The sequence below is a fragment of the Novosphingobium sp. MMS21-SN21R genome (genome assembly GCF_031846015.1).
Taxonomy (GTDB): Bacteria; Pseudomonadota; Alphaproteobacteria; order Sphingomonadales; family Sphingomonadaceae; genus Novosphingobium.
This window is the reverse complement of sequence record NZ_JAVRDU010000001.1, coordinates 1,121,157-1,135,192: the sequence shown is the minus strand read 5'-3', so window position 1 is coordinate 1,135,192 and position 14,036 is coordinate 1,121,157. Positions and strand designations below refer to the sequence as shown.

Annotated in this window: 16 protein-coding genes and 1 tRNA gene; 8 read left to right on the top strand and 9 right to left on the bottom strand. The window is 63.0% G+C overall.

From position 1 onward, the window contains the following. Positions 1 to 5: 5 nt before the first annotated feature. Entirely contained in the window at positions 6 to 1,223 is a 1,218-nt protein-coding gene (rnd, locus tag RM192_RS05435; protein ID WP_311506537.1) for a ribonuclease D, read from the top strand. Continuing rightward, a complete protein-coding gene (locus RM192_RS05430; RefSeq protein ID WP_311506536.1) occupies positions 1,220 to 2,116 on the top strand; it encodes a hydrogen peroxide-inducible genes activator in 897 nt (298 codons plus the stop codon). Before rnd ends, RM192_RS05430 begins: the two co-directional genes overlap by 4 nt. A gap of 8 nt (positions 2,117 to 2,124) precedes the next feature. Here the strand turns inward: RM192_RS05430 and pgsA are convergent, their stop codons facing one another. Further along, entirely contained in the window at positions 2,125 to 2,718 is a 594-nt protein-coding gene (gene pgsA, locus RM192_RS05425; protein ID WP_311506535.1) for a CDP-diacylglycerol--glycerol-3-phosphate 3-phosphatidyltransferase, read from the bottom strand. Between the two features lie 139 nt (positions 2,719 to 2,857). On the opposite strand from pgsA, the gene RM192_RS05420 reads away from it, so the two are divergent. Beyond that, a complete protein-coding gene (locus RM192_RS05420) occupies positions 2,858 to 4,162 on the top strand; it encodes an MFS transporter (protein ID WP_311506534.1) in 1,305 nt (434 codons plus the stop codon). A gap of 1 nt (position 4,163) precedes the next feature. Here the strand turns inward: RM192_RS05420 and RM192_RS05415 are convergent, their stop codons facing one another. The 3 genes from RM192_RS05415 to RM192_RS05405 form a co-directional block, all read right to left on the bottom strand. Next, entirely contained in the window at positions 4,164 to 4,430 is a 267-nt protein-coding gene (locus RM192_RS05415; protein WP_311506533.1) for a hypothetical protein, read from the bottom strand. Between the two features lie 169 nt (positions 4,431 to 4,599). Next, positions 4,600 to 4,782, bottom strand: a complete 183-nt coding sequence (locus RM192_RS05410) for a CsbD family protein (protein ID WP_311506532.1) — start codon at positions 4,780 to 4,782, stop codon at positions 4,600 to 4,602. Positions 4,783 to 4,864: 82 nt separating this feature from the next. Beyond that, entirely contained in the window at positions 4,865 to 5,308 is a 444-nt protein-coding gene (locus RM192_RS05405; RefSeq protein WP_311506531.1) for an EVE domain-containing protein, read from the bottom strand. Positions 5,309 to 5,372: 64 nt separating this feature from the next. Here RM192_RS05405 and RM192_RS05400 point away from each other — a divergent pair, with 64 nt between their 5' ends. Next, positions 5,373 to 6,308, top strand: a complete 936-nt coding sequence (locus RM192_RS05400; RefSeq protein ID WP_311506530.1) for a 2-oxoglutarate and iron-dependent oxygenase domain-containing protein — start codon at positions 5,373 to 5,375, stop codon at positions 6,306 to 6,308. A 4-nt stretch (positions 6,309 to 6,312) separates the two neighbouring features. Here the strand turns inward: RM192_RS05400 and RM192_RS05395 are convergent, their stop codons facing one another. From RM192_RS05395 to RM192_RS05380, 4 genes are all read right to left on the bottom strand, one after another. Beyond that, positions 6,313 to 7,077: a hypothetical protein gene (locus RM192_RS05395; RefSeq protein ID WP_311506529.1), complete on the bottom strand. Its 765-nt coding sequence runs from the start codon at positions 7,075 to 7,077 to the stop codon at positions 6,313 to 6,315. After that, entirely contained in the window at positions 7,035 to 7,628 is a 594-nt protein-coding gene (locus tag RM192_RS05390) for a hypothetical protein (protein WP_311506528.1), read from the bottom strand. Before RM192_RS05390 ends, RM192_RS05395 begins: the two co-directional genes overlap by 43 nt. Before the next feature lie 159 nt (positions 7,629 to 7,787). Further along, positions 7,788 to 7,863, bottom strand: a tRNA-Ala gene (locus tag RM192_RS05385). 154 nt (positions 7,864 to 8,017) lie between these two features. Beyond that, a complete protein-coding gene (locus tag RM192_RS05380) occupies positions 8,018 to 8,335 on the bottom strand; it encodes an FYDLN acid domain-containing protein (protein WP_311506527.1) in 318 nt (105 codons plus the stop codon). A 201-nt stretch (positions 8,336 to 8,536) separates the two neighbouring features. Between RM192_RS05380 and aroA the strand changes: the two genes are divergently transcribed. Genes aroA through RM192_RS05365 form a run of 3 tightly spaced genes read left to right on the top strand, consistent with a single transcriptional unit; the run spans position 8,537 to position 10,742 of the window. Then, entirely contained in the window at positions 8,537 to 9,865 is a 1,329-nt protein-coding gene (aroA, locus tag RM192_RS05375) for a 3-phosphoshikimate 1-carboxyvinyltransferase (protein WP_311508574.1), read from the top strand. Further along, positions 9,862 to 10,116: a CBU_0592 family membrane protein gene (locus tag RM192_RS05370; RefSeq protein ID WP_311506526.1), complete on the top strand. Its 255-nt coding sequence runs from the start codon at positions 9,862 to 9,864 to the stop codon at positions 10,114 to 10,116. Before aroA ends, RM192_RS05370 begins: the two co-directional genes overlap by 4 nt. Continuing rightward, positions 10,113 to 10,742, top strand: a complete 630-nt coding sequence (locus RM192_RS05365) for a d(CMP) kinase (RefSeq protein WP_311506525.1) — start codon at positions 10,113 to 10,115, stop codon at positions 10,740 to 10,742. Before RM192_RS05370 ends, RM192_RS05365 begins: the two co-directional genes overlap by 4 nt. Here the strand turns inward: RM192_RS05365 and RM192_RS05360 are convergent. Continuing rightward, positions 10,739 to 12,037: an adenylate/guanylate cyclase domain-containing protein gene (locus tag RM192_RS05360; protein WP_311506524.1), complete on the bottom strand. Its 1,299-nt coding sequence runs from the start codon at positions 12,035 to 12,037 to the stop codon at positions 10,739 to 10,741. The two genes, RM192_RS05365 and RM192_RS05360, sit on opposite strands and share 4 nt — an antisense overlap. 281 nt (positions 12,038 to 12,318) lie before the next feature. Here RM192_RS05360 and rpsA point away from each other — a divergent pair, with 281 nt between their 5' ends. Continuing rightward, positions 12,319 to 14,025 carry a 30S ribosomal protein S1 gene (rpsA, locus tag RM192_RS05355; protein WP_311506523.1) on the top strand — a complete coding sequence of 569 codons (1,707 nt, stop codon included), beginning with the start codon at positions 12,319 to 12,321 and terminating at the stop codon, positions 14,023 to 14,025. Positions 14,026 to 14,036 lie beyond the last annotated feature (11 nt).

The window sequence follows — 14,036 nt, the reverse complement described above, 5'->3', positions numbered from 1 at the left end:
GACCGATGAAGATACATCCGCTGATCACCACGACCGAAGCCCTTGCCGAACTTTGCGACCGGCTTGCCCAGGGCGACTTCATCACCGTCGACACCGAATTCATGCGCGAGAACACCTACTGGCCGGAACTGTGCCTCGTGCAGATCGCCGACGACAAGGAAGCCGCCGCGATCGATCCGCTGGCGCCCGGCATGGACCTCAAGCCGCTGCTCGATCTGATGTGCGACAATGAGAATGTGCTGAAGATCTTCCACGCAGGCGGGCAGGACGTGGAAATCATCTACAACCTGACCGGCAAGACCCCGCACCCGATCTTCGACACGCAAATCGCGATGATGGCGGTCAGCCAGTCCGAACAGATCGGCTATTCCAACCTCGTCGAATCTTGGCTCGGCCTGACTATCGACAAGGGCGCGCGCTTTACCGACTGGTCGCGCCGCCCGCTGACCGAACGCCAGATCGAATATGCCATCGGCGACGTCACCCATCTGTCGAAGATTTTCCCCAAGCTGCTCAAGCGCCTGATCAAGACCGGGCGCGGTGAATGGCTGGATATCGAGATGGAAAAGCTGGCCGATCCGGACAATTACCGGGCCGACATGGAAACCGTGTGGCAGAAGATCCGTGCGCCCAGCCGCAACCCGGCCGTGCTTGGCCGTTTGAAAGCGCTCGCCGCGTGGCGCGAGCGCGAGGCGATGGACAAGAACATCCCGCGCGGTCGGATCATGCGCGATGAAACCCTGGCCGACATCGCCAGCCACCCGCCCCGCGATCAGACAGACCTTGCCAAAGTGCGCGGGCTTTCAAGCGGTTGGAAGGAAAACGACATCGGCCGCCGCCTGATGAATACCATCTCCGAGGCCAAGCCGCTGACTGACGCCGAAATGCCGCCCAAGGCCCCGCGCGGTGCGCCACTGGGCAAGGAGGGCGCGCTGGTCGCCGACCTGCTCAAGCTGCTGCTCAAGATCCGCAGCCGCGAGATCGACATTGCCGCACGCCTGCTGGCCCGCACCGACGATCTTGAACTGCTCGCCGCCGGGCAGCGCAAGAACCTCGCGATTCTCGAAGGCTGGCGCTTCGAACAATTCGGCCGCGATGCGCTCGAACTGGTCGAAGGCAAGCTCGCCTTTGCGGTGGTGAACGGCAAGCTCAAGATGGCGCATATCGACGACATCGGCGGCTCGGCGGATGAGCCTGAAGTCGTGGTGCATATCGACGAATGAGCACCTATCTGCCCACGCTCAAGCAGCTGCAATATCTCGTCGCACTGCACGAACACGGGCATTTCGGGCGCGCGGCAGACGCCAGCTTCGTCTCGCAGTCAACGCTTTCGGCGGGCCTACGCGAACTCGAATCGCTGCTCGGGGTCACGCTGGTCGAGCGAACCCGCCGCGTGGTTCGGTTCACGCCGCTAGGCAATCAGGTTGTCGCCAAGGCGCACCGCCTGCTGCGCGAGGCGGAAGAACTGTCCGAACTCGTGCAGAGCCACGGCGCCCCCTTGGGCGGTGAATTGCGCATGAGCGTGATCCCCACCATCGCCCCGTTCCTGCTCCCGCGCATCCTGCCCCGACTGCGCAAGGAGCGCCCGCAACTGAAGCTATTCCTGCGCGAAGAACCCAGCGCTGCAGCCATCGAATCGCTGCACCATGGCCGCGCCGATTGTGTGTTGCTCGCCCTCCCTTACGCCACTGGCGAGGTCGAGGCCGAAGTCCTGTTCAAGGACCAGTTGTTCGTCGCATTCCCCAAGGATGATCCGCGCGATCCTCCGGCCACGATCACCGCCGACCTGATCGACGAGACTCGCCTGCTCCTTCTCGAAGACGGCCACTGCCTGAAAGAACACGCCCTCGCCGCCTGCAACCGCCCGGAAATGAGGGCCAGCGCGACGATGATCGGCACGTCCTTGCATACTCTCGTCCAGATGGTCGACAACGGCCTCGGCCTGACGATGCTTCCACAAATGGCCATCGATGCCGGAATCCTCCACGACACCAACATCGTCGTCCGCCCGCTCAAAGCAGACCACGCCTGGCGCGACATCGCACTGGTCTGGCGCAAGAACAGCCCGAGGGCGGAAGAATTCCAGTTGCTGGCGGCGGAACTGCGAGCGGGTTGATCCCGCCTTCAATCCATGTGCTTGAGGCCAACCCGCAGATAATCCCACCCGGTCACCAGCGTCAGCACTGCAGCCGCCCAGAGCGTCGTCAAGCCGACTGTGTGCGGCACATTGACGACAAGCAGGCCCACATCCGCCGTCCATTCAGGCATGGCTTGCCCGAGAATCAGCGCGCCGAGGCACACCATCTGGAAGGTTGTCTTCCACTTGGCGAGACGGCTTACCGGGACCGAGACCTGGATGCCGCCGAGGAATTCGCGCAGGCCCGATACCGCGATTTCGCGCACGAGGATGACCAGCCCCGCAATCACGTGCATGTCACCCACGTAAGGCCCGGTCAGAATGCCTTGTGCAGTGAGTACCAGAATCACGGCGGCAACCATGATCTTGTCAGCGATCGGATCGAGGAAGATGCCGAGCTTGCTCACCGCGCCCTGAGCGCGGGCGAGGTAGCCATCGAAATAATCGGTCACGCCCATCAGGCAATAGACGCCGAAAGCAAGGCCATACCCCAGCCGCCATGCGGGCCACCACAGCAGCGCGGCAAGCAACGGGACGGTCACGATCCGCGACAGGGTGAGCAGGTTGGGCAGCGTCAGCATCAGCACTGCCATAACCGGCAAATGCGCCGAACGGAATTGTAACCTGCACCGGCTAGGCGTTCTTGCAGCAAATCGCGCTTGCCCATGCATTCCATCGGGTTAAGGGTGCGCGCAAATTGGGTGGCTGGCTAATAGGTTCATGACAACATCGACGCATCTGGTGCGCACGCGCCGCTTCCTGCCGCTGTTCATCACCCAGTTGCTGGGTGCCTTCAACGACAACCTCTACAAGAACGCGATGGTCCTGTACGTCGTGTACAGCGTCTATAGCTCCGAGGCTGCCGAAGCGCGATTTTCCGCCATTGCGTCGGGTCTGTTCATTCTGCCATTCTTTCTGCTATCGGCACTTGCAGGCCAGCTCGCAGACATGCGCGACAAGGCGCGGATCATCCGCATCGTCAAGGCCTGCGAAATCGCGATCATGCTGGTCGGTGGCACCGGGCTTGTGCTGGCGTGGGCGGGCATGGAGGTTGAGGCCATCGCCATCCCGCTGATGCTGGCGGCGCTGCTGGCCATGGGCGTGCACTCAACCTTCTTCGGCCCGATCAAGTATGCGATCCTGCCGCAGCATCTGCACGAAGGTGAAGTGCTCGCCGGGACTGGACTGGTCGAGGCCGGCACCTATATCGCGATCCTTGCAGGCACGATCCTTGCGGGATGGATACCGGTCGAAGTGGCAGCAGGCGGCGTCGTCCTGACCGCGTTGATCGGATATTTCTCGGGAAGGCAGGTCCCTCCTGCCCCACCGATGATCGACGCTCAGCCGGTAGATTACAACGTCTGGCGCTCTTCGGTGCAGCTCATCCGCAACACCACCCGGCACCGGCAGGTGTTCATGGCGATCATCGCCATCAGCTTCTTCTGGACCGTGGGCACGGTGCTGTTCATTCAGTTCCCGCCGCTTGCCAAGAACGTGCTGTCAGCCAGCAAGGAAGTGGCCAGCCTGTTCCTCGTGATGTTCTCGGTGGGCATTGCGATCGGTTCCATGTCGATCAACGCGCTGCTCAAGGGCACTGTATCTGCGCGCTATTCACCCGTATCGGTCATCGCGATGGGCGTATGCATTACGGCATTTCATTTCGTGTGCAGGGCGTGGACGCCTCACGCTGGTGGCGCCTTGATGGACGTCTCGACGTTCCTTGCGCAGCCGCTCGCGGTGCCGCTACTGCTCTGCCTGCTCGGCATTGCAGTGGCGGGCGGCATGTTCGTGGTGCCGCTTTACGCGTTCCTGACCACGGTGGTCGACAAATCCGAAACTGCGCGCACGATTGCGGCGAACAACATCGTCAACTCGGGCGCGATGGTGGTGGGATCGCTGCTGGCCGTGGCACTTAGCGCGTTGGGCGTGGCGATTGTCGACCAGCTTCTGCTTGGCGCTGGAATGTGCGTGGTTTCGGCCTGGCTCGGCTATCTGCTTTACAAGGCCGAGTGCGCCGCGCGCTAGTTCAGGCGATGAACGCCATGACCGCGAGGAAGCACGCGCAATAGGCGATCAGGAAATCACGCAAGTCCTGCATGGTGATGCGCTTGAGGTTGACCGGCTCGGACCGGATATCGGCCTCTCGCAGCTTATCCTCGGCGCGGCGCATGGCCGCGACTACTTCGGGTTCCAGCTTCGGCAATTCGCGCAGCACATGCAGCGGCAGCGAAGCACGGAAGGGGTGGCGGGCGGTGCCGTAAGCGGCAGAAGCGAGAGCGGGCGACCTGTTCATAAGGCGACTTTAACGTTTTATTCACCATTCGGTATCCCGCCGCAGGTACGATTTAGGCGGGCGTTCCATGCCGGGACAATTTTGCTGCACCGCCCACCCAACACGGGAAAAGGCCGCCCCGGGGTGGAGCGGCCTTTCGGTTGAGGACTACTCTGTAAGGAGCGTCAGATCACACGTCGTCGCCGAGTGCGCCCTTGACCTTGCCAGCCACCTGCTGGGCTTCGCCCTTGCGTTCCTGAGCAACACCTTCGCCGTGCAACTTGGCATTGTCGGTCGCCTTGCCGATGCCCTGCTTCACGTTTCCAGCGGCTTCGTTGGCGAGGCCCTTGGCCTTGTCGGTCAGTTCACCCATGACATATCTCCTTGAAAAACTGGCAGGTTGCCCTGCCGTCTCGTCGGGAATACTACGCTTCAGGGTGACACCGGTTCCCGCGTTAGCTGACGCCCGCCATTTTCAGGATCAGCGCCCATTCCTGAGGGCGGACCGCTCCGACTGACAATCGCGACAACCGGATCAAGTCCATTTCGGCCAGTTCCGGTGTGGCTTTCACTTGTTTGAGAGTTACCGTGCTGGGCAGCTTCTCGACGGGCTTGAGCTTCACCGCCGCCCATTTGCCGTCAGGGTCGCTCGGGTCGGTCAGCCCTCCCACCGTGATAACCGCCACCCCTACGATCTCGATGCCGATGTTCGAATGATAGAAGAACGCAAGGTCGCCGGGCTGCATTGTGCGCAGATTTCGCGCAGCAAGATGGTTGCGCACCCCGTCCCACGTGCCCTCGCCCTCTGCGACAAGATCGTCCCAGCCATAGACGTCCGGCTCCGACTTCATCAGCCACAGATTGCGGCCAGCCGTGTCGGCGATGTTGATTTTGGTCATGAATCCCTGTCCGAATCCCGCTAGAGACGGTTTCCATAGCGACAATTTGCCGAACTGGAACACCATGCCTCTCGAAACCTTGCCGGTGATCTCGCTGCTCAGCGATCCGGCAACCCTGTCCCGCGAACTGGGCGACAGCTTCCAGACTTTTGGCTTTGCCATGGTCAAAGACCACGGCGTCGATCCCGATCTGATCGCGCGGGCATGGGCACTTACCGCCGAATTCTTTGCACTGCCCGAAGCGGAAAAGCGCCGTTACCACATTTCCGGCCAGGGCGGCGCGCGCGGCTATACGCCGTTCGGCACCGAAATCGCCAAAGGCGCCAAACTGCACGATCTCAAGGAATTCTGGCACGTCGGCCGCAACCTGCGCGAAGGCCATGCCCTTTCCGCCTCGATGCCGCCGAATATCTGGCCCGCCCGCCCCGAACAGTTCCGCGAGACGTTCGAGGCGCTCTACGCCGAATTCGACAAGGTCGGCGCGCGCATCCTGTCACGAATCGCGGTATGGCTCGGGCTGGACGAGCGCTGGTTCGATCCCGCAATAGACGACGGCAACTCGGTCATGCGCCTGCTGCACTATCCACCGGTGCCCGATGCCGAAAGCGGTGCTATCCGGGCTGGGGCGCACGAGGACATCAACCTCATCACCCTGTTGCTCGGGGCAGAGGAAGCGGGCCTCGAACTGCTCGCCAAGGATGGCAGCTGGATCGGCGTGTCCCCGCCTGAAGGCGCGATGGTCGTCAACATTGGTGACATGCTGCAGCGCCTGACCAACCACGTTCTGCCATCGACCACGCACCGCGTGCGCAATCCCGATGGCGAGCGCGCGCGCCACAGCCGCTATTCGATGCCGTTCTTCCTGCATCTGCGTAGCGATTTTGCGTTTCGCACCCTGCCGCAATGCATCACGGCAGGGAATCCCGACCGCTATCCCGTTTCGATCACCGCGGACGATTACCTGCAGCAGCGGCTACGCGAGATCGGCTTGCGCAAGTAGGCGCTCAGCCCGCAGGCTTCTCCACTGGCACAACGTTGTATTTCCGCACTTCGTCCTGGGTCAGGCAATAGCGCGTCGAAGGGTTCTCCTTCGACGCCACCGCCTGCTGCTTGTACATGATCTCGGTTAGCAGCTTGCGGCTGATGCCCATCCGAATCAGGAAGTCGTTATCCTCGCTCGCCAGCAGAGCGCTCGCCTGTTCAATCTCCCCGATCAGCCGGGTAGTTTCCTCGGTGCCTTCATCGACCGAAATCTCGATCACGTCGCGGTCGCCGGTGTGCGTGAACATGTGCACCATGAACACGCCGCCGGGATCGACGAAGCGCCGGTCACCGCCCATGAACACGAAGTTGCAGGAGGAAAAGCAGGTCCAGCCAGCCGGGATGCGCGTGACCATGCCGGGGTAGGACCGGATCACCTTTCCGGCCCGGTTGCCCGCTTCGGCATCGCCGCCGCGCGATTTGAGCCAGACCTCCTCGATCCGTTCATCGGCTTCGATAGCCGCCTTCAAGCGGTCGGGCAGGCGCGCGTCGATGATACCATCAGCGATCAGCACGCGCTTTCCGCCCTTGTCGGCCACGGTCAGCGACATTGCGCGGGCCTGGCCCCAATCGACCTTTTCCGGGCATGTCGGGTTCCTGATGTCCAAGGTGGGCGGCTTGCCCGCACCCGTCCCCAGAATGAAAACCAGCGCCAGCAGTCCTGACCGCACGCCCTGCACCAGCGTCAGGCCGCCAATGCGTAGCGGGACGAACCGGGCGCGCGGCACATGCGCTTGTTCGCGGTCGTTTCCTCGCCATTGACGATGATCACGTCGGTCACCGTGATGCAACTGCGCCCCTGCGCTGCACCCTCTACCGGCGCGTCATTGCGCGCGATGATCGTGGAGGTGCCCGAAACGTTGTCGCGCGTGCCAGACGTCCATGATGCGGTGCTGCCCACCTCTTCGCCGCGTGTGGCTTCGATGGTGGCCTCGGCGGCCTGCTTCTGCTCCTCGGGATCGAGGCGGCAGGCGATGGCGTTGGTCAGCGTGTCGGCCACTTCGGCGGAAGGAAAAAAGCTGGAAACCCCGGCCGAGCTAGCGACCCGGCCAAGCCCCTGGCTGAGGAACCCCCCAAGGACCGATGAGCCGGCATTTTTGCTCTTGCCCTTGGGGCACCCGTCCGAACTCTTGGCGGACGAGGACGAAGCGCGCGGGATCGAGGGTATGCTGAAGCCACCGAACTGCGCCGAGGCCTGCGTGGCGAACAGTGCGGCGGAGGCTACGGCACAAGCGAGCCGTCCCGTCGTGCGAACGATATGAGCGGAGCGCCTGTTCATCCGAATCATCCTGCCTGCTGTTTCATGCTCCTGCGCCTCTACGCCAGGCAATGCTATCAGGGGTGTGATGTGCGTCAATCGCAGCGCTGCCCACCGCATTTCGCAACCATCCCGGCCGAAACGAAAAAGGCCGCCCTGAGGCGGCCTGTTCGGGAAGGATGGTGGAGCCTAGCGGGATCGAACCGCTGACCTCCTGCATGCCATGCAGGCGCTCTCCCAGCTGAGCTAAGGCCCCATTATCCATCAGGTTCACCCTGGGAGGCGAACCGTTCCGGCGGTGTCTCTCGCCGGGAGCCGCGCCTCTAAGAGAAGCTCTCCCGACTGGCAAGACGAATTTTGCCACCGCTCGAGTTTTTTGTGGCCCGCACCTTCGCGCGGGCCACACAATCTTACACTTCGTCTTCGTCGCCGTTCTGGCCGGGAACGCCGAGATCGTCGTCACCGCCAAGATCGACGTCGTTGTCGGGCGAATCGCCGTCTTCGTCGATGTCGAGATCTTCGTCGGCAAGATCCACGTCAGGCGCGACGTCGACCTTCTCCTTCTGGATTTCCTCGTAAGGAATCGGCTGCTTCGACTTCAGCACCGGCTCGGCGGTCCATGCATACTTGCATTCGACGCAGGTGATCGGGTCATCCTTGCCCAGATCGTAGAAGCGGGTGCCGCACTTCGGACACGTGTGCTTGGCGCCCCATTCCGGCTTGACCATGAAACTTCCTCAAGGCTGGCCCGATGCCATGAAATTGGACCGGGCGGAAAAACTGCACGCTTGATGGGTCCGCACCCTCGCGGAATCAAGAGAGCGCGCGCCTTGCCATAGGCGCGGCACGCTGTCAAAAGCCGCGCGCTTTTACTGTCATTCCTTCGCTGAAAGTCCTGAAACACCGTGTCGTCCCACGATCCCGCCCAGATGCGCCCTCGCCGCTTCACCGCCACCGGCCCGCTCCGGGGCCGGATTCGCGTGCCCGGCGACAAGTCGATCAGCCACCGCTCGATCATGCTGGGCGCGCTGGCCGTAGGCGAGACACGGGTTACCGGGCTGCTCGAAGGCGAGGACGTGCTCTCCACCGCCGCCGCCATGCGCGCGATGGGTGCGACGATCGAGCGCGATACAGGCGGGATGTGGCATGTCCATGGCGTCGGCGTAGGCGGACTGCTCCAGCCGCAAGCCGCGCTCGACATGGGCAATTCGGGCACGTCCACCCGCCTGCTGATGGGCCTCGTCGCCACGCATCCGATCACCGCGACGTTCGTGGGCGACGGCTCGCTGTCCAAGCGCCCGATGGGCCGGGTGATTGATCCGCTGTCGCTGATGGGCGCAGACTTCACCGCGTCGCCCGGTGGCCGCTTGCCGCTGACGCTGCGCGGGATCTCGCCCGCCGTGCCGATCGAATACCGCCTCCCTGTCGCCTCGGCACAGGTCAAGAGCGCGGTGCTGCTGGCTGGCCTCAACACCCCCGGCATCACGACCGTCATCGAACCCATCCCCACCCGCGACCATTCCGAACGGATGCTGCGCGGCTTCGGTGCGGACCTGACGGTGGACATTGCCGATGACGGCGCCCGCGTGATCAAGGTGCGCGGCGAGGCGGAACTTCGCCCACAGGACATCGTCGTCCCCGGCGATCCCTCGTCCGCCGCGTTCTTCGTCGTCGCTGCACTGCTGGTCGAACGCTCTGACCTCTTGGTCGAGAACGTCGGCCTCAATCCCACCCGCGCCGCGCTGTTCGATGTGCTGCGCCTGATGGGGGGCAGCATTGAAGAACTGGACCGCCGCGATGTGGGCGGCGAGCCGGTGGCTGACCTGCGCGTGCGCCATTCACTGCTGACCGGCATTGATGTCGATCCCGCCGTCGTGCCGAGCATGGTCGACGAATTCCCCATCCTCTTCGTCGCCGCAGCGCTGGCCAAGGGCCGCACCGTCACCACCGGCCTCGAAGAACTGCGCGTCAAGGAAAGCGACCGCATCAGCGCGATGCACGCCGCGCTGGAACTTGCAGGGGCGACCGTGTCCGAAACCGAAGACGGCCTCATCATCGACGGCACAGGCGGCGATCCCCTGCCCGGCACTACGGAAGGCGCTGCCGTCGTCACCCATCTCGATCACCGCATCGCCATGGCGATGGCTGTCGCCGGGATCGCCAGCCGCAGCGGCGTGGAAGTGGACGACACACGCCCCATCGCCACCAGCTTTCCGGTGTTCGAAAGCCTGCTCGAAAGCGCAAGCACACCTGCATGAATGCAACGTTTGCCAACATCTGCGGCTTTCTTGGCATGGCCTGCATCATCTTCGCCTATGCCTACACAACCAAGGCAAGCCGGCCCAATCCGTTCGTGCAGCACGGGATCAATCTGGCGGGCGCGGGCCTGCTGACGATCTCGCTGCTGGTGAACATGAACCCGGCGTCGTTCGTGCTCGAATTCTTCTGGGCGGCTATCGCCATCTGGGGCCTGATCAAGGCCTTCCGCGCGCAAGGTAATTCGCAATGATCATCGCCGTCGACGGCCCCACCGCCTCGGGCAAAGGCACCATCGCCAAGGCGCTCGCCGCGCATTTCGGCCTGCCCCACCTCGATACCGGCCTGCTCTACCGCGCGGTCGGACGGCAGGTTTTCCTTAGCGGCGGCAATCCCGATGACCCGGCGCAAGCCCTCGCTGCCTGCGACTTCAATGACGCCCTGCTCGCCGCCCCCGACCTGCGCACCGAGGCAACCGGCGGCTACGCCAGCCGCGTCTCGGTCCACCCCGCCGTTCGCGCCGCGCTGCTCGCCCGCCAGCAAGCCTTCGCCTCCCAACCCGGCGGCGCCGTCCTCGATGGCCGCGACATCGCGACGGTGATCGCCCCCCACGCCGACGCCAAACTGTTCGTCACCGCCAGCGTCCCCGCCCGCGCCCTCCGCCGCTGGATGGAAATGAAAGGCTTGGGGCTGGACGTGGACCGCGCCGAGATCGAAGCCGACCTCGAAGCCCGCGACGAACGCGACCGCAACCGCGCCGAAGCGCCGCTTCGTCAGGCAGATGGGGCGGTGCTGCTCGATACGTCGAACTTGGCGAAGGAAATGGCCATAGCGATGGCGATTGCCTTGGTGGAGAAGCAGTTAGCCGCCAGGCGCTAAGCCGCCTCCTTCCCATCTGAGATCGTCGCGCTTTCCGGGATCGCTTCCATTACACTGTGGAAGACGCACGTGTCGCCCACGCCTTTAAGCGTTACCATCGTGGGCGGTCCGAAGCTGGAGCGATCGGAAGCCCGCAGCCATGTGCTTTCCGAAATGGCAATGCCGTTGACCGCTGCCGTACCTTCGATACGCGCCGCGATGTTCACGGTGTCACCCCAATAATCATAGGCCATCCGCGTTGCGCCGATGACGCCGCCGACAACTGGGCCGGAATGAATGCCGACGCGCAGGCCCACGTCCTCCACGCCAGCCACACGGCGCAGGTTTTCGACGCCTTCGAGAACGGCTTGGGCAAAAGCTATCGCGGCGTCCGCGCTGTTTCCGGTCGAGACATTCCCGCCCGCAATGGCAAGGTAGGCGTCCCCCACGGTCTTGACCTTTTCGACGCCGAACTCGCGCGTACATGCATCCGCATGGTTGAAGAACGAATTGAGCAGTTCAACGAGATGACCAGGGGAGATGCGCTTGGCGAGCTTCGAAAAGCCTACCATGTCGATGAAGATCACGCTCGCGTCCGAATAGGAATCGGCAACGATCAGCCCGCCGCGAATGCGCGTCACCGCCGCCGATGGCAGCATGTTGAGCACCAGTTCCTCGTTGCGCTCCCGCTCGGCATCGAGGGCATCGGCATATTGAAAGGCTGACCTGCTGGTGCGGCCTACGGCAAGGTTGATGGCAACCATGATCAGCGCACCGCTGAAGTAACTCAGGATAGCGTAGATCAGCGAGGAGAGATCCGGGCTTCCCGTGACCAATTGCCCGATCCAGCCAAGCGCATCACAGGCCATCCAGGCCAGAAACAACCGGGGACGCCCGGCAAGCGTCACAGAAGCGAACGCAGTGATTATCAGACGGTTGATGACGCCGACCGCATGAAGCGTGCTTCCGTCGCCTTCGAGATGTTCGAACAGGACGACATTGATCCGCCCCACGAGCAACGCGAGCACCAGCAATGCTGCAAAGTCCACCATGGGATGACGGACATATTCGCTCCAGAACGTCGCCGCGATGTAAGTGCCACACACCAGCAACGCGCTTCCCAGCAGCACAGCCAGCGCTGCATTCTCATCAGGCGGCAGATAGACCGGATTGACGATGGAATAGGCCAGCGCAACGACCATGAAGATCGCACCATAGATGCGCACGAATGGAGTGCGCAGGGTGCGCGCGGTCTCGTTGTAGCGAGCCTCTGTGGCGAGGTCGCCAAAACTGCTGAACACGCCGGGCTGCTCCATGGTTTCCCCCCTGATGGCATCGCCATAGCAGTTCCCGGTTAACGGGTCGTCTCCCTTGGCAAACCATTGTCGCCACCGCCCATTTCCCTTGCATTTCCCGACCCTCGCGCCTAAGCGCCGCCGGTCCCACTGGCGTTCGCGCTGGCAGGATACCCGCCATGGCATACGGCCCGGCGGGTGGTTCGGCCCTTTTTGGCCCACGTGTCACATGGTGTGACAGGTGGAGGAAAGACCGGCGGATTCAACCGCCAGGCCGGGAACATTGTTACAGGAAGCTCACAATGGCTACCAATCCCACGCGCGACGATTTCGCCGCGCTGCTCGACGAAACGCTTGGCGGAGCCGCCAACGGTGGCTTTGAAGGCCGCGTCGTCAAGGGCACCATCACCGCAATCGAAAACGACAAGGCCGTCATCGACGTTGGTCTGAAGAGCGAGGGCCGCGTTGCCCTGCGCGAATTCGCCTCGCCCGGCCAGCCGCACGGCCTCTCGGTCGGCGATGAAGTCGAAGTCTATGTCGACCGCGTTGAAAACGCTGACGGCGAAGCGATGCTGTCGCGCGACCGCGCTCGCCGCGAAGCCGCATGGGACAAGCTCGAAAACGAATTTGGCGAAGGCAAGCGCGTCGAAGGCGTGATCTTCGGCCGCGTCAAGGGCGGCTTTACCGTCGATCTCGACGGCGCGGTGGCGTTCCTCCCCGGTTCGCAGGTCGATATCCGCCCCGTGCGCGATGTCACCCCGCTGATGGACATGCCGCAGCCCTTCCAGATCCTCAAGATGGATCGCCGCCGCGGCAACATCGTGGTTTCGCGCCGCGCAGTCCTCGAAGAAACCCGCGCAGAGCAGCGTTCGGGCCTGATCATGAACCTCAAGGAAGGTCAGATCATCGACGGCGTGGTCAAGAACATCACCGATTACGGTGCGTTCGTTGATCTCGGCGGCATCGACGGCCTGCTCCATGTCACCGACATGAGCTACAAGCGCGTCAACCATCCTTCGGAAGTGATCGCAATTGGCGACACGGTGAAGGTGCAGATCATCCGCATCAACCAGGATACCCAGCGCATCAGCCTCGGCATGAAGCAGCTGGAATCGGATCCGTGGGATGGCGTTGCCGCCAAGTACCCGGTCGGTGCGAAGCTCTCGGGCGTTGTCACCAACATCACCGAATACGGCGCGTTCGTCGAACTGGAAGCTGGCATCGAAGGCCTCGTCCACGTTTCGGAAATGTCCTGGACCAAGAAGAACGTCCACCCCGGCAAGATCGTTTCGACCTCGCAGGAAGTCGACGTGCTGGTTCTCGAAGTCGACAGCGACAAGCGCCGCATTTCGCTCGGCCTCAAGCAGGCCCAGCAGAACCCATGGGAAGCCTTTGCGGACAAGCACCCGGTCGGTTCGACCGTTGCCGGTGAAGTCAAGAACGCCACCGAATTCGGCCTGTTCATCGGCCTCGACGGCGACGTCGACGGCATGGTCCACATGTCGGACATCGCTTGGGGCATCTCCGGCGAAGACGCTCTGGCTCTGCACCGCAAGGGCGAAGAAGTCTCGGCAGTGGTTCTCGACGTCGATGTCGAGAAGGAACGCATCAGCCTTGGCATGAAGCAGCTTGAAAAGGGCGCTCCGGCCGCTGGCGGCGCTTCGCCTTCGGCTGCAGGTTCGCTCCGCCGCGGCGAAGTCACCACCGTGACTGTCCTCGAAGTCCGCGATGGCGGCCTCGAAGTGCAGGCTGGCGAAGACGGTGCGACCGGCTTCATCAAGCGCTCGGATCTGGGCCGCGATCGTGACGAACAGCGTCCTGACCGCTTCCAGGTTGGCCAGAAGCTTGACGCCATGATCACCGGCTTCGACCGTTCGAAGAAGCCGAACTTCTCCGTCAAGGCGCGTCAGCTCGCCGAAGAGAAGGAAGCCGTGGAACAGTACGGTTCGTCGGATGCCGGCGCATCGCTGGGCGACATCCTCGGCGCCGCACTGAAGGCGAAGCAGTAAGCTTCACCGCC

Bases quoted from the DNA above. Each gene is read 5' to 3' on its own strand.
- rpsA (WP_311506523.1), top strand. From the start codon at position 12,319: ATGGCTACCAATCCCACGCGCGACGATTTCGCCGCGCTGCTCGACGAA.
- RM192_RS05410 (WP_311506532.1), bottom strand. From the start codon at position 4,782: ATGGGTGAACTGACCGACAAGGCCAAGGGCCTCGCCAACGAAGCCGCT.
- aroA (WP_311508574.1), top strand. From the start codon at position 8,537: ATGCGCCCTCGCCGCTTCACCGCCACCGGCCCGCTCCGGGGCCGGATT.
- RM192_RS05370 (WP_311506526.1), top strand. From the start codon at position 9,862: ATGAATGCAACGTTTGCCAACATCTGCGGCTTTCTTGGCATGGCCTGC.
- RM192_RS05390 (WP_311506528.1), bottom strand. From the start codon at position 7,628: ATGAACAGGCGCTCCGCTCATATCGTTCGCACGACGGGACGGCTCGCT.
- RM192_RS05365 (WP_311506525.1), top strand. From the start codon at position 10,113: ATGATCATCGCCGTCGACGGCCCCACCGCCTCGGGCAAAGGCACCATC.
- RM192_RS05405 (WP_311506531.1), bottom strand. From the start codon at position 5,308: ATGACCAAAATCAACATCGCCGACACGGCTGGCCGCAATCTGTGGCTG.
- RM192_RS05360 (WP_311506524.1), bottom strand. From the start codon at position 12,037: ATGGAGCAGCCCGGCGTGTTCAGCAGTTTTGGCGACCTCGCCACAGAG.
- RM192_RS05380 (WP_311506527.1), bottom strand. From the start codon at position 8,335: ATGGTCAAGCCGGAATGGGGCGCCAAGCACACGTGTCCGAAGTGCGGC.
- RM192_RS05430 (WP_311506536.1), top strand. From the start codon at position 1,220: ATGAGCACCTATCTGCCCACGCTCAAGCAGCTGCAATATCTCGTCGCA.
- RM192_RS05420 (WP_311506534.1), top strand. From the start codon at position 2,858: ATGACAACATCGACGCATCTGGTGCGCACGCGCCGCTTCCTGCCGCTG.
- RM192_RS05415 (WP_311506533.1), bottom strand. From the start codon at position 4,430: ATGAACAGGTCGCCCGCTCTCGCTTCTGCCGCTTACGGCACCGCCCGC.
- RM192_RS05400 (WP_311506530.1), top strand. From the start codon at position 5,373: ATGCCTCTCGAAACCTTGCCGGTGATCTCGCTGCTCAGCGATCCGGCA.
- rnd (WP_311506537.1), top strand. From the start codon at position 6: ATGAAGATACATCCGCTGATCACCACGACCGAAGCCCTTGCCGAACTT.
- pgsA (WP_311506535.1), bottom strand. From the start codon at position 2,718: ATGCTGACGCTGCCCAACCTGCTCACCCTGTCGCGGATCGTGACCGTC.